Source organism: Nostoc sp. 'Lobaria pulmonaria (5183) cyanobiont' (assembly GCF_002949795.1).
Classification (GTDB): Bacteria; Cyanobacteriota; Cyanobacteriia; order Cyanobacteriales; family Nostocaceae; genus Nostoc.
This window is the reverse complement of record NZ_CP026692.1, coordinates 4,648,387-4,672,383: the sequence shown is the minus strand read 5'-3', so window position 1 is coordinate 4,672,383 and position 23,997 is coordinate 4,648,387. Positions and strand designations below refer to the sequence as shown.

Annotated in this window: 16 protein-coding genes and 1 pseudogene; 8 read left to right on the top strand and 9 right to left on the bottom strand. The window is 40.3% G+C overall.

The window, feature by feature from the left end:
- Positions 1 to 142: 142 nt before the first annotated feature.
- On the top strand, positions 143 to 352 hold the full coding sequence (locus NLP_RS33390; protein WP_158680479.1) for a hypothetical protein: 210 nt from the start codon (positions 143 to 145) through the stop codon (positions 350 to 352).
- Positions 353 to 360: 8 nt separating this feature from the next.
- On the opposite strand, the gene NLP_RS20535 is transcribed toward NLP_RS33390, so the two are convergent.
- A complete protein-coding gene (locus NLP_RS20535) occupies positions 361 to 1,092 on the bottom strand; it encodes a hypothetical protein (protein ID WP_234017001.1) in 732 nt (243 codons plus the stop codon).
- Between the two features lie 363 nt (positions 1,093 to 1,455).
- On the bottom strand, positions 1,456 to 3,531 hold the full coding sequence (locus NLP_RS20530; RefSeq protein ID WP_104908004.1) for a BamA/OMP85 family outer membrane protein: 2,076 nt from the start codon (positions 3,529 to 3,531) through the stop codon (positions 1,456 to 1,458).
- 139 nt (positions 3,532 to 3,670) lie between these two features.
- Here NLP_RS20530 and NLP_RS20525 point away from each other — a divergent pair, with 139 nt between their 5' ends.
- Positions 3,671 to 5,035, top strand: coding sequence for a lipid-A-disaccharide synthase-related protein (locus tag NLP_RS20525; protein WP_104909954.1), 1,365 nt, complete (start codon positions 3,671 to 3,673; stop codon positions 5,033 to 5,035).
- Positions 5,036 to 5,202: 167 nt separating this feature from the next.
- Here the strand turns inward: NLP_RS20525 and NLP_RS20520 are convergent, their stop codons facing one another.
- Positions 5,203 to 5,925 (bottom strand): response regulator transcription factor, encoded by a 723-nt coding sequence (locus tag NLP_RS20520; RefSeq protein WP_104908003.1) that lies wholly within the window; start codon positions 5,923 to 5,925, stop codon positions 5,203 to 5,205.
- A gap of 1,253 nt (positions 5,926 to 7,178) precedes the next feature.
- On the opposite strand from NLP_RS20520, the gene NLP_RS20515 reads away from it, so the two are divergent.
- Both NLP_RS20515 and NLP_RS20510 read left to right on the top strand, forming a co-directional pair.
- On the top strand, positions 7,179 to 8,528 hold the full coding sequence (locus NLP_RS20515) for an ATP-binding response regulator (protein ID WP_104908002.1): 1,350 nt from the start codon (positions 7,179 to 7,181) through the stop codon (positions 8,526 to 8,528).
- 16 nt (positions 8,529 to 8,544) lie between these two features.
- The gene (locus tag NLP_RS20510) at positions 8,545 to 9,669 is read left to right on the top strand and encodes a hybrid sensor histidine kinase/response regulator (protein ID WP_104908001.1); all 1,125 of its coding nucleotides are present in this window, start codon (positions 8,545 to 8,547) and stop codon (positions 9,667 to 9,669) included.
- 550 nt (positions 9,670 to 10,219) lie between these two features.
- On the opposite strand, the gene NLP_RS20505 is transcribed toward NLP_RS20510, so the two are convergent.
- Together NLP_RS20505 and NLP_RS20500 are read right to left on the bottom strand one after the other, a co-directional pair.
- A complete protein-coding gene (locus NLP_RS20505; protein ID WP_104908000.1) occupies positions 10,220 to 12,040 on the bottom strand; it encodes a ShlB/FhaC/HecB family hemolysin secretion/activation protein in 1,821 nt (606 codons plus the stop codon).
- Between the two features lie 418 nt (positions 12,041 to 12,458).
- Positions 12,459 to 14,234 carry an SWIM zinc finger family protein gene (locus tag NLP_RS20500; protein ID WP_199784870.1) on the bottom strand — a complete coding sequence of 592 codons (1,776 nt, stop codon included), beginning with the start codon at positions 14,232 to 14,234 and terminating at the stop codon, positions 12,459 to 12,461.
- 471 nt (positions 14,235 to 14,705) lie between these two features.
- Here NLP_RS20500 and lpdA point away from each other — a divergent pair, with 471 nt between their 5' ends.
- From lpdA to NLP_RS20480, 4 genes are all read left to right on the top strand, one after another.
- Entirely contained in the window at positions 14,706 to 16,133 is a 1,428-nt protein-coding gene (lpdA, locus tag NLP_RS20495) for a dihydrolipoyl dehydrogenase (RefSeq protein WP_104907998.1), read from the top strand.
- A gap of 104 nt (positions 16,134 to 16,237) precedes the next feature.
- Positions 16,238 to 17,128, top strand: a complete 891-nt coding sequence (gene trpC, locus NLP_RS20490) for an indole-3-glycerol phosphate synthase TrpC (RefSeq protein ID WP_104907997.1) — start codon at positions 16,238 to 16,240, stop codon at positions 17,126 to 17,128.
- A gap of 240 nt (positions 17,129 to 17,368) precedes the next feature.
- Complete coding sequence (locus tag NLP_RS20485) at positions 17,369 to 17,620, top strand: DUF5340 domain-containing protein (protein ID WP_104907996.1); 252 nt, start codon at positions 17,369 to 17,371, stop codon at positions 17,618 to 17,620.
- 118 nt (positions 17,621 to 17,738) lie between these two features.
- The gene (locus NLP_RS20480; RefSeq protein WP_104907995.1) at positions 17,739 to 18,401 is read left to right on the top strand and encodes a carbonic anhydrase; all 663 of its coding nucleotides are present in this window, start codon (positions 17,739 to 17,741) and stop codon (positions 18,399 to 18,401) included.
- Positions 18,402 to 18,673: 272 nt separating this feature from the next.
- Here NLP_RS20480 and NLP_RS20475 read toward each other — a convergent pair.
- The 4 genes and pseudogenes from NLP_RS20475 to NLP_RS20460 all read right to left on the bottom strand — a co-directional run bounded on the left by NLP_RS20475 (position 18,674) and on the right by NLP_RS20460 (position 21,169).
- Positions 18,674 to 18,832 (bottom strand): annotated as a pseudogene (locus NLP_RS20475) (YqaE/Pmp3 family membrane protein).
- Between the two features lie 141 nt (positions 18,833 to 18,973).
- Positions 18,974 to 19,321 (bottom strand): translation initiation factor, encoded by a 348-nt coding sequence (locus tag NLP_RS20470; protein ID WP_104907994.1) that lies wholly within the window; start codon positions 19,319 to 19,321, stop codon positions 18,974 to 18,976.
- Positions 19,322 to 19,539: 218 nt separating this feature from the next.
- Entirely contained in the window at positions 19,540 to 20,034 is a 495-nt protein-coding gene (locus NLP_RS20465; RefSeq protein ID WP_104907993.1) for an ureidoglycolate lyase, read from the bottom strand.
- A gap of 115 nt (positions 20,035 to 20,149) precedes the next feature.
- Positions 20,150 to 21,169: an RpoD/SigA family RNA polymerase sigma factor gene (locus NLP_RS20460; RefSeq protein WP_234017000.1), complete on the bottom strand. Its 1,020-nt coding sequence runs from the start codon at positions 21,167 to 21,169 to the stop codon at positions 20,150 to 20,152.
- Positions 21,170 to 23,997 lie beyond the last annotated feature (2,828 nt).

Here is a 23,997-nt window from a genome sequence, read left to right as displayed (position 1 = left end):
TATTAAAAAATTAATCTCTTGCGAAAAGGTGATAGTAATTCTTTTCCTTTGATGATTGAAATGTATATATATAGAACTCTTATTTGATTTTTAAACAAGACGGCGAAATAATACGGCAATACATAAAAGTATAATTAGTAGCATGATAGGCACGCATTTATCAGTCGGGATACTGCTACCAGGAGTATTCCGGCAACAGTTAGCCGAGAATATAGTACTTCATACGATACCTTCTCGACGAGACACTACGCGTTCGCAAAGCTTTTCTACGGAACGCTCCGCGAAGGCTAACGGCGAGCTACAAGATTTTATCACTCTGCGTCCAGATGCGCGTAAGGTTGGGAAAGCGTAGATTTCATATTACTTTTCAGATATATAGATTTTCAGTTGAATGCTTTCTTTCAAGCTGCTAAGGTAAGCTAGCAGCGCATAAATAAAAATCACAATTCCGGCCATTTCTAAAAACTCTTCACCAATTATGCCAATTAACGATATTAGGGTGCGTTGCCCAAAATCTATTCTTAAAACTCCACCCACCATTTCCATACCTAATGCTCCACCCACATAAACAACTGCGGCAATCAGAAATAAATACCGAGTCTTGTGAGGGAGATGGAGCAAAAATTTGAGATATTTAAATGCAAAAACTCCCATTAAAACAATACCAGGGATAACCCAGGTTTCAAAAAATACAGGATTGAGATGAAGCGATTCTCGCACTGACGGAATGATCAAAATCTCGTGAAAACTAAATGCTTCATCCAAACTCAAATAGAAAAATATCAAATATAGGGTTTTCCAGTAAGCAAAATGGCGGTCTTTCGTCTTAATAGCGGTAATTGCTTTAAGTAATCCCGAACAAAATAATAGAGAGAATGAAGAATACCAGGCAGGAATATTGAATTCTCCATCTAGGTTAAATAGTTCGTAAAACCATTTGGAAGCTGGGAAGGGAAACCTCGATATCCAGAAATAGCCACCTAGAGCGCCTGCTAAGGTGAGGCAGATAAGTGTGACACTTAAACGTCGAGCAATTGTTTTAGCACTGAAATGAATTGGGAACTCCATACTATGGGTTAATAGTTGCTGCATACGAATATTGAGCTCATTTTCTCTATGTTGAACAATTAAGAGGAAATTATCTCATGTAGGCAAATAATATGAACGAACTCTTATGAAACTTTGATTACGGAAAATATGAGATTTTGAACAGAATGGCGATTAGCTTAATAGAGATATAAGAATCCGGTTTGATTCCTGAATTTACTTACGTGGACAGGTAACAGGGAATAGTGATAAATATGTACTGAGTCTTGTTCAAAAATCAAATAGGAGTCCTATATGAGTGAAAAAGAATCTACAGAGATAGCACTGCTACGTCTGCATAAAGGATCTGGATAACGCATATTTAATTTAATTTCTGGATATAACCTCTGAGCAATGCTTTAACTTAAATTAAAATCGCTGACCTATACCTAAATGCACTTTGCTTTCTCCCTGGTCGCTAATGCCATAGTCAGCCCGAATTAAGCCTAGTGGTGAATTTAATCGCACTCCCGCCCCATAACCAAAACCATAACCTGGTTTATCCCGTACACCTGCCGGATTTCCTAATACAGTATCACCAGAGCCTAAATCTGAGGCAAAGTCGGCAAATAATACACCGCCTACGATTGGTAAGACGGGGAAGCGGTATTCTGCGGAGGCTAAGACATAACTACGACCACTGCCAACATCTCCAGAATCGTAACCGCGCACCGAGTTGGAACCACCCAAGTTAAAGCTTTCGTAAGGCGGTAAATTCCCAATGACAGTACCAGCTTGCACATTCACCGCAAATACTTGTGGCTGTTTGCTGTTAAATAACTGCACTGGTAAATATTGGCTGTAATTGGCTTTGAGGCGATTTAGAGAAATATTCCCTTCACCGATAGGTATAGATTGTTCTGTACTCAGACTCAAAACAGAACCTTGAGTTGGATTAATGGGGTTATCTCGTTGGTCTTTGGTGGCGATAAAGGATACGGTAGTTAGGTCATCAATACCAGTTCCGCTGGCAGAGAGGGGATTTCCCTGAGCGTCGGTTGGGGTAATATTACCTTGGCGATCGCGAATACTAGTTCGGGTATAGTTTAATCCTAATGAGGTATTCCAATCATCAATTGGTCGCTGCAAGCTGATACCACCGCCAATTTTACCTTCTCGCACTTTGTCGCCGTTAGCTAACGTAATCTTGTCATCAAAGGTTTCCGAAAGTTCTTGACTACGAAAACCATTTACAGTGTAGCCCAAGCGATCGGGGTGAGTTGTCCGATAAGGACTGGTAAATTTGGTATTAAACTGCAAGTCTCGACTACTTACCCCAACATTCACACCTAATGTATCATTAACACCGCCGACATTCTGATCTTGATAGCTGATTGTGCCTACTAAACCTTGATCGGCATTGTAACTACCACCCAAGTTAACACCACGCGCCCCAGTTTCTTTGAGTTGGTAGACTAAATTAAGTTTTGTCGCATCCCCTTCTAAAGCAACATTTACACTCTCAAATAAACCAGTACGATATAGCTGTTGGATGTCTTGTTTAACGACATTTTCTTGGAAGATTTGACCGGGTTTGAGTTTGAGTTGTTGTTGGAGGAAATCTGGTTTGGTGCGTCCTCCGATGGAATTACCTTTGCTGTCAACGGTTTTGCCTTCATCGTTGATAAAACGAAACTTGATATCATTCACCAAACCTTCAGCAACATTCACGGTAAGAATGCCTTGAGAACTGGGTTTAATTGATAGTACTCGTGCTAAGTTATAACCATTGTCGGCGTACCACTTGTTGATTTGTGCTACTGCTTGTTGCAGTCCACTGGGACTAATGGTGGTTCCAATCTGAGATTGCAAACGTTGTTGAGCGGCTTGATAGGTAAGTACCTTAGCACCAGATAATTGCAGCGATCGCACAATCACTGGTTGGACTTGGTATACTACATTCAATCCAGCAGGTGTGCTAAAAGTATTCACACTGACATTGCTAAATAAACCTGTATTCAAAATTGCTGTTACATCTGTTTGTAGCTGGCTTTGACTGGTTTCTCCACCCACTTGGGTTTTAATTACCTGACGAATGATTTGCTGTAATTCTTGATTGGCTCCCACCACCTGAACATCTGTAGCTGTGACGACTAAATTGCTTTCAGTCGCAGGAGTTTTGGGGGATGAGGGGGAAAAAGAGGGAGTCGGAGGGAGTATTACTGATGAATTACCCTTATTTGTTGATTTTAAGACTACTGGGGAATTTTTGTTTGCACCTGTTTGTACGGTGACGGAATTTTGGGAAAATTGTTGTGCAACTATAGTTTCTGGGGAAGCAATTGTCTCTACTGGTGCGGGAGTGTCTTCAATTATCGGCACCACCAAGTTACCAGCTTTTGCAGTTGGAGTAATGGTTTTAACAGGTGCAGCCGTTGCTTGCTGAGTGACATTGGCAGCAGCTAAAGTAGCTAAAGTAAAAATTGCAGTAGCAGAAACTCGCATAATATTTAACCTAATTAACTGGGAGTTAGTTGTAGAGACGCTAGCGAATAGGGATAATACTAACTTCCAGCTGCTTCGTCGATTTCCCTATTTATACCTCTTACCCAAACAGACAGTTAATTTTGATATTTTGTTTCTTATGAGTAATGTATCTCGGTCATCTCTAGCTTCTAACTCTCAATCTGCAACTTCTCCTTTGCGGTTACTTGTATTAAGTAATGGTCATGGGGAAGATATGATTGCAGTTCGGATTTTGCAAGAACTCCTACAACAACCAAACCCACCAGAGATATTTGCTTTACCTCTGGTGGGTGAGGGACGTGCTTATGAACAGTTGGATATCCCCTTTATCGGTTCAGTCCTGACTATGCCTTCTGGCGGCTTTATTTATATGGATGGCCGCCAATTAGCGCGGGATGTACGCGGTGGTTTATTGCAACTTACTCTCAGCCAAATTAAAGCTATCCGCCGTTGGGTAAGTTCTCAAAAAAAATTAGGTAATAAAAGAGCGATTTTAGCAGTGGGAGATATTATCCCGCTGTTGTTTGCAACATTCAGTGGCGCTAATTATGCTTTTGTCGGTACGGCAAAATCTGAATATTATGTGCGAGATGAAGCTGGATTATTACCACGGAAATCTAAAGACGCAGGTTGGGAAAACTTTTCTGGTTCAGTTTACCATCCTTGGGAACGTTGGTTAATGAGTCGTCGCCGTTGTCAGGCAGTATTTCCTAGAGATGATCTGACGGCGGAAATATTAAAACAATGGCCAATTCCAGCTTTTTCTTTCGGTAATCCCATGATGGATGGTCTAGAACCGACGTTTTCACGCCAACAATTTTATAGTCAGAATACCCTACAGCAAGAGGCAGTTCGACCCTTTGTAGTGACTCTTCTTCCTGGTTCTCGTCCGCCAGAAGCTTACACGAACTGGGAAACAATTATGATTGCTGTATCTGCATTGATGGCAAGTTTTCAACAGCGAGATTCAATCTTCTATACTTCTAACAAAGTAGTGTTTTTAGGTGCGATCGCTCCTGGTTTAGACTTTAATATTTTATCTCAAAGTGTGCAATCCCAAGGCTGGCGTGCTGAATCAGCATCTCCTATCAAACTTCGCGATCCAAATGTATTGACATTTAAACAGAGAAATGCTTATCTACTGTTGACACAAAAAGCCTATAATGATTGCTTGCATTTGGGAGATTTAGCGATCGCAATGGCAGGTACAGCTACAGAACAGTTTATCGGTTTAGGCAAACCTGCGATCGCGATTCCCGGTAATGGACCACAATATAATCCTGGCTTTGCTGAATCTCAAAGTCGTCTACTGGGATCGTCTTTGATTTTAATCAATCAACCAGCAGAAGTAGCGAAGGTTGTACAATCTCTATTTAAAAATCCTGATAATTTGCAAATTATTGCTGAAAATGGTGAGCGACGCATGGGCAAACCGGGAGCAGCACTACGTATTGCTAATTGCTTGCGGGAAAGATTGGGATAATAGGGTATTGGGCAAAACAGTGTTGAGTGCTGTTAGCGGTAGCGGGGCGTTTAGCTCGTGCTGTTAGCTTTTTTTGAGGCGTTGAGCCAGTGCTAAGTTAGGAGTTAGGAGTTAGAAGTAAGGAGTTATTCTCCTTGTCTCCTTATCTCCCCCTTGTCTCTAATCCCTTACGCCACCAACCCCGAACGTAAGGCCCTTACAGCAGCTTGGGTACGGTCATCAGCACATAGTTTATTTAGAATATTACGAACATGGGTTTTTACAGTACCAACTGTAATATAAAGTTTCTCGGCAATTTGCCCATTACTACACCCAGCTACAATCAACTCTAGGATTTCCAGTTCCCGTTGAGTCAGAGGGTATGTTTCCAAAACTTGCTCGTATTCTGTCGCCAGCGCCTCAATTTTTACAGTCTTCGGCTTGTCAGAACCTTGGCTTTCTCCAGGAATACCTTGACGCATCTTCCGCAATACGACGTTGGCAATTGCCGGATCAATCCAAGAGTTACCGCCGTGAGTTGCTTGAATTGCCTCAGTTAATTTACTAATGCTGGTTTCTTTCATATAATAAGAATCAGCGCCAGCTGCGAAGGCTGCAAGTACAGCATCCTCTGTATGATCCATTGTCAAGATAAGAATCTTCGTAGTAGATTGCCCATTTTCAGCCTGGGAGCGTTTGAATTTACGAGTGAGTTCGATGCCATCCATGTCAGGCAAGCCGATATCTACTACCGCTACATCCGGCTTTGCCGTCTCTAAAAGTTTTAATCCTTGGGTAGCATTTGCCGCTTCGCCAATTACTTTCAATGCACTATGAGACTGTAATGCCGCTCGTAGCCCCATTCGCGTTAAGTCATGATCTTCAATTAAAATAATACTAATTTCATTCATCGTTACACTCACTCTTGCGCTGTTTGGCATCTTTACAAAGTATTAGCTTTTGTAACTATTATCTCTTATTTTCCCAAACTAAAGATAGATGATATTTCAACCTGTCTGCATCCACCGATAGAAATAATAAGTACCCCAAATTTTAATATTTAGATAGAGGGCAAATCTAGCTGGAGATATATAGATACTTACACAAAAAGTATGAAATATTGAAACGAATGCCAAATTGCTTCTCCTTGCTGACAATTCAGCTTTGAGTTGCCATGTTCCATTCATTAATTAGTATTATTTTGGATCAAACTTTAAAAAAGCTTACGAAAATGAAAAAATTACACCGAGTAAAAGTTGCTTTTCGAGAAAGTGAACGATGGTTTCGAGCGATTTTTAACCAAACCTTTGGATTCATCCGATTGATAGAGTAAATAGAAATCTTCATCGAAGGGAATCAGACGGCGTTAAAATTTGGTGGAATCACCAACAGTAAAGTAATTTGTAGTGCTTTGTAGCGAACTTGTTCGTCTAACTTTTTACAGGATATAATACAATCTCTCTATGCAAACCTCTCCTGTTTGGGTTTTAAACTTTTGTCGGTAAGCTTTCTTGGGCATTAAGGCTTGGTAAGTTTGCAAACATGTATGTATAAGTCCGATAATACCTGGAAAAATACTAATATCGGTCTGGCGATCGCTAAGAAAATTGTCGAAATTTCCGGAGATAGGATTACTCAGATTCACAAATAGGTTATAGATAGTACTTTTTATTTATCTGCTCTAACTAACCTGATAGATAAAACTATTCAAGCTTATGGTACACGATAATGGTATGCAACTCTCACCAATGACTGACGACGGTGGCTTGCTCACTCATTTACAATTGTTTTAAGCTTAGTAAAGTATTTTATTTTACTTTATATGAACTGTGTCTGCTTGTTAATTACTAATTTTTTGAGGGATATTGGTCATTTGCTTGGTGTTTAGTTCGCAGAGTCTGGGAAGTTAACCAGATTGAAGATACAACACACTGAATTAAACCCAAAAAAACGCCCGACAGAGTGATTAACATACTACTAATGGAGGATGACGAAATTGATGTTATGAATGTCAATCATGTCTGAAAGTAGATATTATGCAAAATGTCTTAGTCAATCAAATTACAGATTTTAGATGTCCGAAAATCTTATATTCTTTAATTGGATAATCTGAAAAGTGAAATGTTATAGATCAACCTATGTTTGGCGGCGAAAATAAAAACCGATGGAAGAGACGCTGAAAATTTTGGTTGTAGACGACGACGAATTAGACCAGATAGCAATCCGTTCTGCCCTGACTACAGCAGGTGTTCAGATGGAACTGTCTGAAGTAGGTGATGGCAATGATGCGTTCTCTGTCTTAAGGAGTACTGCCTACGATTGTGTTTTCCTCGACTATCGTTTACTAGACCAAGATGGACTAACCTTAATTCAACAGCTGCGTTCTTTAGAAATTAAAATTCCTTTAATAGTCCTAACTAGTGAAGGAGATGAAAAAATTACTCTCCAATTATTGAAAGCTGGTGCTACAGACTATCTCTCTAAGTCTAGGATATCTCCAGAAACTCTGTCGCAAGTTTTGCGGAGTGCGATTCGGGTTTATCGGGCAGAAATGCAGGTAGATTTGGCAAACCAGCAGCTCAGAGAAAGTCGCGAACAACTCATTTGTAAGAACCAAGAATTGGAGAGACAACAGCAACAGATTCAAATGCAAAACTTCAAGCTATTGGAGGCATCACGTCTAAAATCACTTTTTTTGGCAACTATTTCCCATGAACTTAGAACGCCGATGAATGCGATTATTGGTTTTTCGCAAATACTGCTGCGTCCTAAGTTCGGTCAATTAACACACCAGCAAGCAGATATGGTTGAGCGCATTTTGAATAATGGCAAGCATTTACTGATGCTACTCAATGAAGTTCTCGACTTTTCCAAGCTGGAGGGAGGAAGATTAGATTTAAAGGCGGAAAGATTTGATGTATCAAAAGTAATCAATCTCGTTGTCGGTGAAATGCGTTCCCTAGCTGAGGCTAAAAATCTTTCATTGTTAGTACAAACCGATTTGCAAAATCCTTTGGTATTTAACGATCCGGTTCGTCTCAAACAGATTTTAATTAACCTCCTCTCCAACGCCATTAAATTCACAGAGTCTGGTGAAATTTGGGTTGAAGTTAAGGAACTACCTGCAAATCGAGTAGTAATTATCGTTCAAGATACAGGTATTGGCATAGCCCCCAAAGATTTTAAACATATTTTTGAAGCATTTCGGCAAGTCGATCAAACTATCACTCGCAAATATCCAGGTACAGGTCTGGGTTTGGCAATTATAGATTCGCTAGTGCGAATGATGGGCGGTAAAATCTTTCTTGAGAGCAAATTGGGGGTGGGTTCAATGTTTAAAATTGAATTACCACGTCAAATTACATTACCAACTGTAGCAGCCAATCCACCAGCTTCACGGTTAGATAACGATGATTTTTTTTGTCCTGCACAAAATCCTCATCAGTCATCTTCTCAAGCCAGGAAAGCACCAATAAAATATCATAAATTTAAAAATTACTTCCAAAAAAACTGATAAAAATTTATAAATCATGTCTGTAGTTGAAAATAATAAAATTTATCGTATCTTAGCAGTTGACGATACTCAAGATAATCTCATTTTGGTTCAAGCAATTTTAGAAAGTGAGGGGTATGAAATTGATTTGGCTTCAGATGGAATAAAGGCTTTACGGCAAATTGAGCAATCTCCACCCGATCTGATTCTGTTAGATGTAATGATGCCAGGGATAGATGGCTATGAAGTCACACGTCGGATTCGGAACAACCCTGCAATCTCTTATATTCCAATTCTGTTGATTACTGCTTTTCACCAATCCAGTGTTGTCGAAGGTTTGGATGCTGGTGCTGACGATTTTATTCGTAAACCATTTGATACTGATGAACTACTGGCAAGAGTGCGATCGCTATTGCGTCTCAAACACAGTTTAGACGAACAACAAAAAATGGCGCGGCAACGGGAAGACTTTGTTTCCCGTCTGACTCATGATTTGCGAACTCCCCTAGTAGCCGCCGATCGCATGTTGAATTTGTTTGAAATGGAAACATTCTGCAAAATTCCACCAGAAATGAAACAGGCGATCGCAGTGATGATTCGCAGTAACCAAAATTTGATGGAAATGGTTAACACCCTACTAGAAGTGTATCGCTTCGAGGCAGGTAAAAAAACGTTGAATTGGGAGGAATGTGATTTACGTGAGATATCTCAAGAAGTAGTCAGCGAACTAAGTCCTCTAACTAATGAAAAAGGCTTGACTTTGGAAATTGATACCCGTGAATTAGATCCACTGAGTCAAAAACCTGCTATTATCATGGGCGATCGTTTAGAATTACGGCGAGTGTTAAACAACCTGATTGCAAATGCCATCAAATTTACAGATACAGGAGGTATAACAATCCGCATTTATGAAATATCATCTAATCCAGGAGATCCAGATTCAGTAATAATTGAGGTGCAAGATACAGGATATGGGATTGCGCCAGAAGATCGGGCAACAATTTTTGAGCGATTCCGCCAAGGCAGAAATAAACGCTCAGGTAGTGGCTTAGGACTACATCTATCCCATCGCATTATAGAAGGGCACGCAGGAACTATTAAGGTCGCTTCTGAACTAGGTAAAGGTAGTTTATTTACCATGCAACTACCTAAAAACACTTAAGTTATTCTCCTTCACCACAGATTATTTTGAGCATATCTCCCAAGAAATTACATTGAATTTTTGATGTGTGTTTTATGCCCCCAACAAAAATTAAATTAGCTTAAATTATATAGATTAATTACAGCACCATTTGAAGGTTAATCCAATCAGAATATTGCCGGATAATATCGTGTCCGACTAAAAACTTATCATTTAGCTCGCAGAGGGCAGGGGGAAAGAGGCTTTTGAGGTTTTTCTACAGATGCGGTAATCATAAGTAGTTAAACGGACTTGAAATAACTTGCCTCTGACAATATTTGCATACTCCCAACGGTAGATGTATTGATAGACTAGAATAACTAATTTCTATTTTTGTATCATTCTATAGATAGTAGAAATTACTATTTTACAAAGTTATTATTCAACCTATTAATGCCTGAAAAACGTGTATGCACCCTGGAATTATAACCCAGGGTCTTTTTTATAAAAATTTAGATACTCATAGTTTTTTGATCGTTGACTACTGTCCATGTACACCCTCAACTCTTAATAGGGTGTACATGGACAGCGGTTAAAAAGGATTATAGAGTAAACTAAAATACAAACCGCTTTCTTGTAATGTTCTCTCATTTGAGTCAACAGATATTAAAGGAATGCCCCAGTCAAGACGAACGGTTAAGCGATCGCCCTGTGCCCAACGCAACCCCAGACCAACAGAAGCTAGAGTATTAGGGTCGGGATTATTTCTACCAGAACTGTTCCAGCCAACACCAAAATCTACAAACGGCACAACTTGTAAAGTGCTATTTATCTGGGGTAAGCGCAGAATTGGAACTTGAACTTCCGCAGAAACAAAAGTGCCATTATCCGTCAGCAGATAATCTTGACGATAGCCGCGAATGCTATCCTGCCCACCTAAGCCAAATTGCTCTATAGGCAAAAGTGTTCTAGATGCAAGTTGCGTATTTAAACGAAGTAATAATAAGGTTTCAGGAGCTAAAAGGCGTGCCCATTGCGCTTGCCCTTGCCAAGCAAAAAAACGGCTATCAGGAGCATCTTGATTAACCGTGGCATCCAACACATCTATGCCCAAACTGAATTGAGAGCGTAGGGCGATGACTTCCCGACTGTTACGATTCGTCCATTCTTGAAAAAATCGCAATGCAGATACCCTAGTGTGTCCCTCATCATCAGCACCAGGCGAAAGTAGAGAGGGGGGAAACCCTCCTTCGCTCTCTCTCTGTAGTTTCCACGAGATATCACTTTCGCGTCGGGAGGCTGTCAACCCAAGGGCGAACTCTTGTGTCGGAGTTTGAACTATGGGCTGGCGGAATGTCACCTCGTAGTAGCGAGAAGCCGATTCGATATCTAAAGCGTCGAAAGGAGGCTCAATGACATGACTCGACGTAGTGCCATAGTTAAAGCTCAGAGTTCCATTGCGGGGATTGAGAGGCAATGTGTAACTAGCGTCAAAGGAGTTGCTACCATCAGTATTGGTGTAGCCCAAACTCAGATCGTCTCCCAATCCGAGTAAGTTGGCTTCATTCAATCTTAACCCACGTCGAAAACTGCCAACACTAGGCGATCGCCCATTATCAAGAATTATTTGCCCACTAAAGGTTTTTGCCTCACTGACTTTAACTTCTAAAAGACTCGTACCCGGTTGCGATCCTGTTGAGAGTTCAGCAGTCACGTTTTTAATCAAAGGATTAAGTTGCAAAAGTTGCAGTGCCTCTAGTAAACGCTGGCGATTCAGAGGCGCTGATGTCGCAATTGCTAGTCGGCTGCGGACATAATTGGGATTCAACCGCCGAGTCCCAGTTACCTGGATATCTTCTAATTTACCTTCCACCACCTGAATTTTCACAACACCGGATTGGATTGTTTGGGGTGGAATCAAGGCACCAGAAGTAATGTAACCATTTTTGACGTATAGCTCAGTGATTTTAGAACGTGCTTGAAACAATTGAGTCGGTGAGATTGGTCGTTTGGTAAATTCAGCAGTGGCTTGGGCTAACTCTTGGGCACTGAAGACTGTGCTACCAATAACTTCAAACCGCTCAACAACAATAGTTTGAGGAAAATTGCCAGAGGGTAGTTCCTCAGGTGTGGGAGTTGGGGCAGAGGGTGGAAATAGTTCTGCTGGTGGGGGGAGTGGCTGTGGCACTTCCGGTAAGGGAAGTGGTGAAGGTGTGGGTGGTTGGATATCCTGTGGCGGTGGGACATTCTGTCGTAGTGGAATTTGTTGCGATAGGATGAAATTACTAGTTGGTAATTTGGTCGGATCAACAGCCTGAGCTTTCAGTGGACTTAAAGATGTACTGCTGAGTAATAGAAGCATACTCAGCGGTAAGCAAGACACTATAAGATTCTGAGGATATTTATCAATCATCGCACTGGACTATTTTTTGTCAGTAACTATGGGATTATACGGGGACTGCTTCAGATGTGAATCTTACTTCATCTTTTGTCGCTAAAGTTGATATTTTGAGCAAATCTCAATTTAAAAGCTAAATCATCTGGTTATTGCAGACTTAACAGTATCAATGAGATACAGGAGTTTTCTTTTGCATGAAGTACAAAGCTACGGATTCTGAGGCAGGAGGTAGTGACTCTTTATATCTGATGCGTGAGTCCTGCATTTTATACCTCAGTTACTTGCTAACTCCTGTATCTTGTGAAATCAATTATGCGTTGCCCAAAATCCTTGATAGGTAAAATTCATGAAGTTGAAGGTTTCCCGTTAGCGTAGCGTCTTTGTTAAGAGAAGGTATTGTGCCTACGTCATTTTCAGTCCTATATCTCATTCTTCACTCCATACCGCTTTCCTTAAACATTCCCATCAATTTACGTTTACGAGCGTGGGTTTGCATCAAGTTTTCCCGATAGCTTAACCAGTCAGCTTTCTTCCCAGATTCCAGGTAGGCATTACGCGCCTTTTTCAACCATTCAACCGCGTAATAGTAGTATTCGGCTTTACCTGCATCCATAATCTTTTCGGCACGGCGACGAGCATTGGCAATCACCCAACCAGGATTATGAGGGATAGCAGCATCCATAACTCGGTGAATTAACTCTGAACGATCGGAACTTAGTTCACTAGCGATCGCAATTGCATCATCAATTAGCCCCTCATGCAAGAATATATCCACCTTGGCTGATTCTGTTCCCCAACCACTAGAAGTACAGACAATTCTCAGCAGGTCTGTTTTGACACTTCCCCAGTTTTCCCCAGCCAATTCTGCCATCCTTTGGTAGTCCACAAAGGAGGGCTTCAGTTGAAAAGCCGCCTTGATTGCTAATAAGGCAGCTTCACTATTACCCAACTCAATAGCTAAATCACTTGTCCAAACTCCCAATTCGTACTGACAATTACCCGGTAAATTTAATCCACTCTGGGCTATATCTAATGCTTGCTGCAATGCTCCCTGAACGCTGAGTGTTTTCGCTAGGGCAAAGGCTTCTTCCATTGAGTTCATCTGGGTTTGAGCAGCATCAATTGCTTCTTCCACCCTGCCTAAACGCCCTAACATTGTCAGATATTGCTGGGTTTGCCCTTCCGCTTCTGCCAAATACAGGTATTCTTGATAACGTTCTTGACGTTCGAGAATTTTCAGGCGAATTAATGCCAAATCATCAGCATAATCTGGTACGTCTTCTTCCCAAGCTCCCCTTTCAGTAATGTTACCTTGGAGAACTTGTACCAGCGGCGGATAATCCCAACCTTGGCGTAAAGCCTCCATAACTAGACCAAAATCAGCATTCCACTCATCCTGCCAAGCTTCTAAATTTATTTGAATATCAACTTTTTCTTCTGGAGTAAGTTCGGCAATTAGAATTGCTTCACACCAAGCATTATTTAATTCGCCGACAATTTCATCGTTTTCAGCGCCGTATTCGGCAACATCATCCCAATTTTCGGCACAGGTAGAGGTAATCGCTTCCAAAATAGCGATCGCATTTTCACCTTCTCCCCGTTCGCTAAAATCTACCGCAGTTTGCACCACATTCAGCAAATCTTCGCCAATCGGGTCTTCTTCGTACCCCTCCTCAAAGTAGCGCACAGTATCCTTGAGAATCTGCCGTACTTGCCGCCGAAACGGAGCGGGATCAAGAGTATTGCTGCGCACGAATTTTATGGTTGTTTGGTTGTCAGTAGGATTCGTTATCCAACTTATATGACGATCAATCGCCTCAATTAGGGGGGGGTATTCTGCTACCAACTCTTGTAGCAGCCTTTGAGTTTCGATACGATCCAGGCGATTTAGTAGTTCTTCAAGGGTGGGGCGCTGCTCAATTTTTTCTGAGTTACGCGCACAAACGAGCATCGTCGCTACAATGTGTTTGCACCACCCTTCATAGTCGTAGGCACAGGTGCATTTTACTGAGGTTAACCCACTGCTATCGAAATTCAGGTTGACATGATAAGGTCTAGCTTCGGTGCCTAATACATCTGCCTGAAGCAGATGACCACGTTGGATAACGGCATTAACAGCACCAGCGTTATAATACGCCTCGCCCCGCTGGAAAGATTTGGCGTTGGCATGACGGCGGATAGTAAATTCACTAATTTGGGGAATAGACATCGAGCGATCGCCTGCGTAAATCTTCTGGATCAATCTTAAATCCAGCTTAGTGTTACGCTAACGCGCTGTAAAGAAAAAGGTGTAGAGAGTCGGGAAGGTGGGGCCTCCTCTGAGGATAAGGGGTAATGGGAGTCTAGATAAGACTGCAATTTCTATTTATTAACTAGCTCAGTACTGAAATCAGCTTCATTACCCTGCAAATACTCACTTAATTTCTTGTCGCCTTTCTGGGAAAACCAACCCATATAATGAAAATATCCATATTTTCGCCAGAAGTGAGTGAATCATAATTTGAGTTAGCAATACCCGAACCTGAAATCAGTGAACAGTCAACAGTAAACAGTCAGGGTAATGTAAGGTGAGGGATTTAGAGTTCAGCGATAAAACTGATAACTGATAACTGTTAAAAGGGTAGCGCTGATTGTCGAGTCAAGTTGAGAATAAATAGGCGAAGCACACGGGGAAACTAACGTGAGTCAAGGATATGATTACGATTTAGTAATTATCGGCGCTGGTGTAGGCGGACATGGCGCAGCCTTACACGCCGTAAGTTGTGGTTTGAAAACAGCAATTATTGAAGCTGCTGATATGGGAGGAACCTGTGTTAATCGGGGCTGTATTCCTTCTAAAGCGCTACTGGCAGCATCTGGACGTGTGCGGGAGTTACGCAATGCCCACCACCTCAAGTCACTGGGAATTCAAATTGGTAGCGTGGAATTCGATCGCCAAGCGATCGCTAATCATGCTAATAATCTCGTCTCAAAAATTCAAGGCGACTTAACCAACAGCCTCAAACGTCTAGGAGTCGATATCATCAGGGGTTGGGGAAAAATCGCTGGGACGCAAAAAGTCTCGATCGCTGGAGACGGTGGTGAAAAAACCATCACAGCCAAAGACATCATCCTTTCACCAGGTTCAATTCCTTTTGTGCCTCCAGGGATTGAAGTAGACGGCAAAACTGTCTTTACCAGCGACCAAGGTGTGAAGTTGGAATCACTACCAGAGTGGGTAGCAATTATTGGCAGTGGTTACATCGGCTTGGAATTTTCTGATATTTACTCAGCTTTGGGTTGTGAAATCACTTTGATTGAAGCCCTAGATCAGTTAATGCCAGGATTTGACCGCGACATTGCCAAACTTGCTGAACGGGTGCTAATTACTCCCCGCGATATTGAAACGAAAGTGGGGATATACGCCAAAAAAGTCATTCCTGGTTCACCTGTGGTAATTGAGTTAGCAGATTTCAAAACCAAAGAAGATGTAGATGTCATCGAAGTAGATGCTTGCTTGGTGGCTACGGGACGCATCCCGGCGACCAAAAATCTTGGTTTAGAGTCTGTGGGTGTGGAACTTGATCGGCGCAATTTTATCCCAGTTGACGATCACATGGCAGTGCTATCAGCAGGTGTCGTGCCGCATTTGTGGGCAATTGGCGACGCTAATGGGAAGATAATGTTGGCACATGCAGCTTCTGCTCAAGGCATTATCGCGGTAGAAAATATAGTTGGGAGGGAAAGAATAGCAGACTATCGCAGCATCCCCGCAGCGGCATTTACCCACCCAGAAGTCAGCTATGTAGGCTTAACTGAAACAGCCGCTAAGGAGTTAGGACAAGCCGAAGGGTTTGAAATCGCCACCAGTAGGAGTTACTTCAAAGGAAATTCCAAAGCGTTGGCAGAAAATGAAGCTGACGGTATTGCCAAGGTGATATATCGCAAAGACACCGGAGAAGTCTTGGGTGTTCACATTTTCGGACTGCACGCCTCAGACTTGATTCATGAAGCCTCAGCTGCGATCGCAAACCGTCAATCTGTCCAAAGTCTCGCACATCTAGTTCACGCCCACCCGACACTTTCGGAAGTTTTGGACGAAGCTTATAAACGAGCGATCACAATTTAGTCATTTATTGTTTGTCATTTGTCCTTTGCTAATAAACAAGGACAAATGACCACTAAGCAATGACTAATGACTAATGACCAATGACCAATGACTAATGACTAATTATGCAAATCCGTCGCCGTTCACCTAACCCAGCTATTTCCGTGTCTATATTACGTTATCAGGCTGCCGTACCTGATGCTGCGCCAAACAACATTTTGGAAGAAATTGTCTGGCAGAAAGAAGTAGAATATGACCAAATGCGGGAAAAGGTTCCTTTGCAGCAATTGCTTAAGCAGGTACTCACTGCATCGCCAACCCGTGATTTTGTTGCCGCTTTGCGCCAAGGTAAGACAAAGCCAGCATTGATTGCCGAAGTCAAAAAAGCTTCTCCCAGTAAAGGCGTTTTACGAGAAGATTTTGACCCAGTAGCGATCGCCCTTTCTTATCAGCAAGGTGGTGCTAGTTGTCTTTCTGTACTCACAGATACCAAGTTCTTTCAAGGCAGCTTTGATAACTTAGCCAAGATTCGCGCTGCCGTAGATTTGCCCCTACTATGTAAAGAGTTTGTGATTTATGCTTACCAGATATACTTGGCGCGAGTTCAGGGTGCAGATGCTATTTTATTGATTGCAGCTATCCTGAGCGATCAAGATTTGAAATATTTCCTCAAAATTGCTAACAACCTGAAAATGGCAGCCTTGATTGAAGTCCATAGCTTGGCAGAACTTGACCGCGTGTTAGCCTTAGATGGAGTCTCCTTGGTAGGAATCAATAATCGCAATTTGGAAGATTTCTCTGTCGATCTGCAAACTACTTGTCAACTTTTGGCTGCAAGGGGTAGCCAATTGCAAGAGAAAAACATCCTAGTTGTTAGCGAATCAGGACTACACAACCCAGAGGATTTGAGTTTGGTGCTGACAGCAGGTGCATCTGCTGTACTCATTGGAGAATCTTTGGTAAAACAACCAGATCCCGGCGCTGCGATCGCCCGTATATTACCAAGGAATTTTTGAAAAAAACACCCTACCTGCCCTAAAATGTGCAGGGCTGCACAAAATAGTTGAACAATTGGGCACACTATGCGTACACACGCAGCACTTTGCCATCAAATATCATCAATATCTTTGCCAAATCTTCATTGCTAATCAAATCAAAGCCATAAGTAACTAGTTATTTAGTATGTAACAATTTATTTACAAGAAACAAACTGTGACTAATACAAAATCCCAAATATGAAATCAAAATTGAACTTCATGGAGCAAATTCCTCTACCTTCGCCTATTCACTACGAACTTATACTTCAACTCTTAGAAAGACAAACTATGTTAGCAGTAAATGATAACCCAGATTTACGGCATCAGGTGAATCAGCTAATTATTACTCTCCGTAAAGCTGCTGTACAGCAAAAGCGACTAGAAGAAATTTGTGAGTTTTCCTCTGTAACTATCGATCACCGTTGGTCAATCAACCATCATAACGGTAGCAAAGTTGTTGCTCCTGATTGAAAAACAATTGTCATCTTTATAAGATTTTAGTTCTGAAAAAGTTCATCTTGATTTAAACAAAACTGTAGATCAGTTAAAATAAAATATTGATGAGATTCTCTCTCGAATTTGACGAAAGATGAAATACAACAGCATTGATGAACTCCTCAGAAATAATCAGGCTTGGGTTGCCGAAAAGCTAGCTCTAGATCCAACTTACTTTCAAGAATTATCTAGTGGACAAACACCACCTTTTCTATACATCGGGTGTTCTGATAGTCGTCTAGCATTAACAAAGTTTACCAGTACAGAACCAGGAGAGTTATTTGTACATCGTAATATTGCCAATCAAGTCTCTCTAACGGATATAAACTTTTTAGCCATTTTAGAATACGCAATTTTACACCTGAAAGTGGAACACATTATCGTTTGTGGTCACTACGATTGCGGAGGAATTAAGACAGCTTTAGAAGGGAGAACTATCGGAATTCTTGATAACTGGGTAAATCCGATTCGGGAACTGTATTTAGAGAAACAAGAAGAAATTGATGCCTTGCCAACAAGAGAAGAACGTCTGAATCGCTTGGCAGAAATCAATGTTGTGGCGCAAGTGAAAAATATTTACCAAACTTCCATCATGCGTCAGGTACTTTATCAGCGAAAAGCGCCTATGGTTCATGGCTGGGTACTAGATATACGCACTGGCTTAATCAAAGATTTAAAGGTCCCAACTGTGCAATGGCAATTGCACATCTGCCCCTTGCTTCTAGAGCTTAGACTCTATGCCATGTTAAAAAATTAGAGTTAATTTGGTATTTTCCGGCACACAAAAGTTGACATTAAAGACTTGATAAATATTGTTTTTACAACTTTTATTTAGATATCAGGTTTGATTGGGCAGTGTCTATGTATATTTCAAAAATAAAGTAGTATTCTTAGAGATTTTTGTTTAATTAAAGTTACGAACAGAAAATAGTTAATCTTATAAACTTTTTTATAGAGGTAATTCATGAATTGCCTCTATAAGAATCACTAACACAGATATTGGTACGCTTAACCTACTTATACAAAAAGTTATTTCTTAGCAATTATCCATATTGCATGAATAATCCCAGGAATGTAACCAAACAGCGTCAAAAGTATATTAATCTAAAAGTCTATACCAAAACCTACTTGTAAAAAAACTCCCAAGGGCGGCAGGAAAATGGCACACAGAATCCGAACTAAATCCATTTAAACCTCCTATTCATCTTATAAAACACAGCTTGTTGGTAAACTAATTTACCACTGTTCAAGCATATTTGTACCTCTCAAAGATAACATTCCCTCTCTTAATCTAGATCGCGGTTTAGATACGGTAAACCGCACTCAAGATTAGCCACCGCTAATTTTGGCTTTGTAACCTAGCTTGGTCAAAATCTCGACAATTTTCTGTTTGTGTTCGCCCTGAATTTCAATTTCGTTGTCTTTAAGTGTCCCACCTGTCCCACACTGGGTTTTCAACAGCTTCACCAAATCTGCTAAGGTTTCCGGTTTCGCTTGAAAACCGCTAACGACTGTGACGGTTTTGCCTTTGCGTCCTTTGCGGGAAGCCTGTACTTTCAGATTTTGTTGTTGTGGGGGCAGTTCTGGAATTGGTCTTTCTGTGGCGGCGGAGTTATCGTTGCCAAATTCGCGGTAGACAAAGCTTTTGTTAGAAGATTGAGAATTGGAAGAAGCCATAAAATGAATGTTTAAGAAAATTTCAAAGGCAGTGGAAACTTCTACGCAACCATTCTGCTGGGATATCAATTTCTAGGCTAACATTAGACAATCCATACATCATAACCAAACTGACGTAATACTTGAACTAATTTTTCCTTCTGTGGAAAGTAGATTCAAATGGTTGAACTGATTCAGGTGAATGGCTTGTCTATATTTATAATTAAACATAATCTTACCTAAACCATCTCAAACTCTAATTGATGACTCTTGAGAAAATCATGGGTGAAATGATCCACCATATTTGTATCAGCTAGTTCCAAATTATAAAAATCCACAGCTTCATGGTCAAAATGGGGCCCAGCGTGCCAAGTACCCTCATGTAGCTTAATAAAACAATTCCCCGGAATGTGGAAAGCAGCAATCTCTTCTAATGCTGGTTCATTCACATCATTCTGAGGAGGACAAACTGCAATTAACCAATCCTTCCCTTCCAAAGAACCCAGACATTGAGTGCATTGCACATGGCGAGTAATTTTGTGGAACTTTCGCCCTATCTTCTCCAACCGCATAACATAAAATCGTGGAATCCCGTTTTGTAGGTTTAACTGGGCATCTTCGCCATCGTAAGTTTTGCCATCAAAACTTGCAAAAATTACCTGTCCATAACGCCAAAAGTTTTCAGAAGTCACCCATTGTACCTGCAATTGTTGCACTGTCTTTGGTGTACTCATATCAAATCTTTAAGAGAGATTATTTAGGTTTATTTTCCCCCAGAATGACTGAATTCCATACACCCATTATGGTGATTTCCTAAGTTTCAATGTCTTAAATTGTAAAAAAATAACCTTAGCTAGCTAGATAACTACGTACTTGTTCCTTTTGGCGTCGGAGGAGACTGAGAGCTTTTTGTTCTATCTGACGCACCCGTTCTCGACTAATACCCATGCGATCGCCAATCTGTGCTAAAGAAAGTTCATACCCATCCGTTAGACCAAAGCGCAGGGTTAATATCTCTCGCTGCTGTGGAGACAGCTTTGCCAATAAGTCTTGTAAGTCTTGGTGGAGAGATTCTTCAACGGCATAATCTTCGGGGGAAGGACCATCATCCTCCAATATGTCCTGCAATTCTGTATCTTGTTGTTCACCAACTCGTGCCTCTAGAGAGAAGGGTTGACGAGCTAAGTACAAACACTCTCGAACTTGGCTAGGTGTCAAAGATAAGGCAGTGGCAATTTCAGCAGTAGTAGGAACGCGACCCAACTGTTGAGATAATTCTCGCTGCACCCGTTTAATTTTGTTCAGTTTCTCAAAGACGTGGATAGGTAAACGAATTGTACGTCCTTGTTGAGCGATCGCCCGTGTAATTCCTTGACGAATCCACCAGTAAGCATAAGTAGAAAACTTGTAACCAAGAGCGGGATCAAATTTATCTACCCCTCGTTCCAAACCTAAAGTACCTTCTTGAATTAAATCCATAAATTCTAGGTTCCGGTGCTGGTATTTCTTGGCCACAGCTACCACCAACCGGAGATTAGCCTGAATCATTTTCTGCTTGGCCTGGTGTCCTAAATTTAGCTGTTGCTCTAGCACCTCTACACTTAACTCCACCTGATCTGCCCATTCTTGCAGCGTGGGTTCGTAGTTTAATTTCACAGCCAATTCTTCCTTAGCAGCTAATAAATTCATCATCTGCTGCACTTGTTGGGCAAAAATAACCTCTTGTTCGCGAGTCAACAAATCTACACGCCCGATCTCTTGCAGATAACTACGCACAATATCATCTGTAGCTCGAGGCTTTTTATCTGCGGCTAAACTTTTTTTCTTCGTTTTTTGAACTTCGGTATGTGGAGATGTTAAGTTGCTCATGGTTATTTGCTCCTCTGTAACCTCATGAATTTATTGGTATCAAGTCTAGATATTCAGACCCACAGCCATTTCACACTGCTAATCAATAGATATCTTGCAAAAATACTTAATACCCCATCCCTTAATCTCCTTCCCGCTTGCGAGGAGGGGATACAAAGCTACGCTTTGGCGGTGTGGGGTTTTTAATTTGTAATTTATGCAAGAGGTCTAATCAATTTGCAACACTGATGAATTCTGATCTATGATACATTACAAGTTAATTGTTGGAGATAATAAACCCAAAATCAACCCACCCCTTAATAATAACATCATCGCCACTCACAAATCAATTATCTAAAGTATTTATTTTGGCATATCCTTTGAAGTAATTACATTCCTTTATCATTGATTTTTGCATATTCTAAAATAAAATTAACAATTAAATTGAGTTTAGTTATCCAATGTCATTACTGAAAAAAGTAAAAAATACCGAGCAAGGATTTCATCATTATCTAAGAGATTCGACTCTTAAAATATCACAAAAAACTCATTTTTTGAAGTATTCTTAGTCTGCTGATCAAGAGATATAATCTCATTAAAGAAAAACTTATTAAATATAAAATATCCATTTTTCACCTCATGTTTTTGTAAGGCAATCCAATCATATCAAGCCAGGTGCATAGCAAACGATCGTTAAACATGAAAGAAAGAACTTCTCCTGCTCTCCTTCTTTAATAACAGCTTTCTTTAAAAATCTGGTCAAATACTTAGCAATTGGGTGTCTGGTGAAATTAATTATGCAGTATCCAGAACACTTGCACAGACGTAGCACTACTACATCTCTACATTCATTCTTACTCATATCTCTTTCCTAAGATTTAGGATGACCAAGAAGACGCAGATATTTGTGACAATTGCACTTGTGTCATAATTGTTCGCAGACATCTACACTGGATGCGGTATTATAACTTGATTACTCCTAGAGACATTTTATGGACTAAAAGTACTAACAGTGGTAACACTAACATCAAGGATAATACTTGGCAAAACAGCAACACCCGCGATCGCCCTAATATCCTCTTAAAGCGAAAAGATTTTTGTGTAAGGGTGCTTAGTTGATTGTTATGCACCATAGCTTGAAGAACAACATTCCCACTTTTTAGATAAGTCGGAAATAGTCTAAGACTCCTAATTAAGCAGCATCTCACAGCTTTCTTGCTTACTAGTTTCAACTTTAAGTTGACACAACAGCATAGTTGTGAATTGATACAGATGATTGGCTTATTGCAAAGATTTTTGGAAAAATCGTACTATATTAAAGTTTTAATCTAACTCTTCAACGATCACCTTAGTAGATATTGGTTAAGAAAAGCATTCACCTCATTGGCGCATAACCCGACATTAATTATCTTTCCTGCAATTCTTAAGAATGTCTAATCCTTTACCATTATTGCGGGGGTCTGGATCGAGTATAGATACATATATTTCATGTATCCGACGATCTTCAGCGATCGCTAAAGCACATGCAGGTGTGCGTCCATGAAAAGAACAAGGTTCAACTGAGAGTGAGTGCGCTAATCACAATGGCTAAGATAATAGAAGAGGATTTCATAATTAAATCTCTTAACATTTAATTTCAGTTTAATAATTACAATTGCCTAGATATAAAAACCAAGAAATAGCAAGCTAGCTTGAGTACTTCAGATTAACACAGGTAATAATAAATATAGTTAAACTTCATTAAAAATGTGGTGAAATCTAGTAAAATTTAGCGGAAGTTTGCCTACCTTGAACAAGTAGCTTGAGCTACTCATCTGGTTAATAAAGGTAGTAGCTGGATTTCTGCTGTCATGTACTAGTCTGGTGTAGACTAATTTCTTGTTCTAATCACGTTGCCATTTGATACTCTCCTCTTTGGCTACGTTAAATTGAAGCTGGATAGGGCTTCAGCTTCAATTTTGTGTAAATTAATTTTGTCTTACTACTTGTCTTCTAATTATTTGCGCCGACTTACTTACCTGTACTAAGTAGGTCAGCGCAAAAATTTATTGTAACAATCGGACAGGAGGGAGCAGGAAAGAGGGTTTTAGCCTAGTTTATCTTTCTTGACATACGTTTATTACTTACTAGCCGTTTATCTTTAACACGTGTTACTGTGTAGTTACATACATAAGACAATAGATAATATATTTTTACATAGATACTGAAAGGGGTATTTTGCCTCGATTAGAGAATACAACTAAGGTGATTGAAAATTTACGGGTAAATCTAAAATACTGGTATAGAAAAAACCTAAGGACAAGCACGTTATAATTTTCATACCTCAAGCAACATAAAAAAGTCTTTCACCTGACTGGGCAAATTAAACTGATTACGAGTTATTACAGACTCAATACTCAAATCATACAATTTTATGATTGCCAGTTCCGTATTATTACTAAAATTGACCATTTTCAGAGTCAGAATTAATTGTTACTAAAAGTTTGGAAGCAGGTGAAGTAAACATCCATCGAGTCTTTATAGGTCTCTCTTTTCACTGTACAAAGTCTATCTCTGAAGTGCTTCAATTGCTTATAGGGTGGCACAATTGTTCTATTCCTTACCCTGAAGTAATTAACTCCTTTCGTCGTTTTAAAATCACCAAATTGACAGAGAACATATTAGTCTTTTGTATAAATTTTTTGTAAAGTTTTCGAATTCAGTGTTCTCACATAATATGATAGTGATTGCTAGCTTCCAAATCAATACTTGCATTAGTAGTAATACAAAACTAAGTTAACCAAAATTAAGTCCTAAAAATGGAAAACCACTAAATCAAATAAAAAATTGTGAGTTATCTTGTTGTTGCT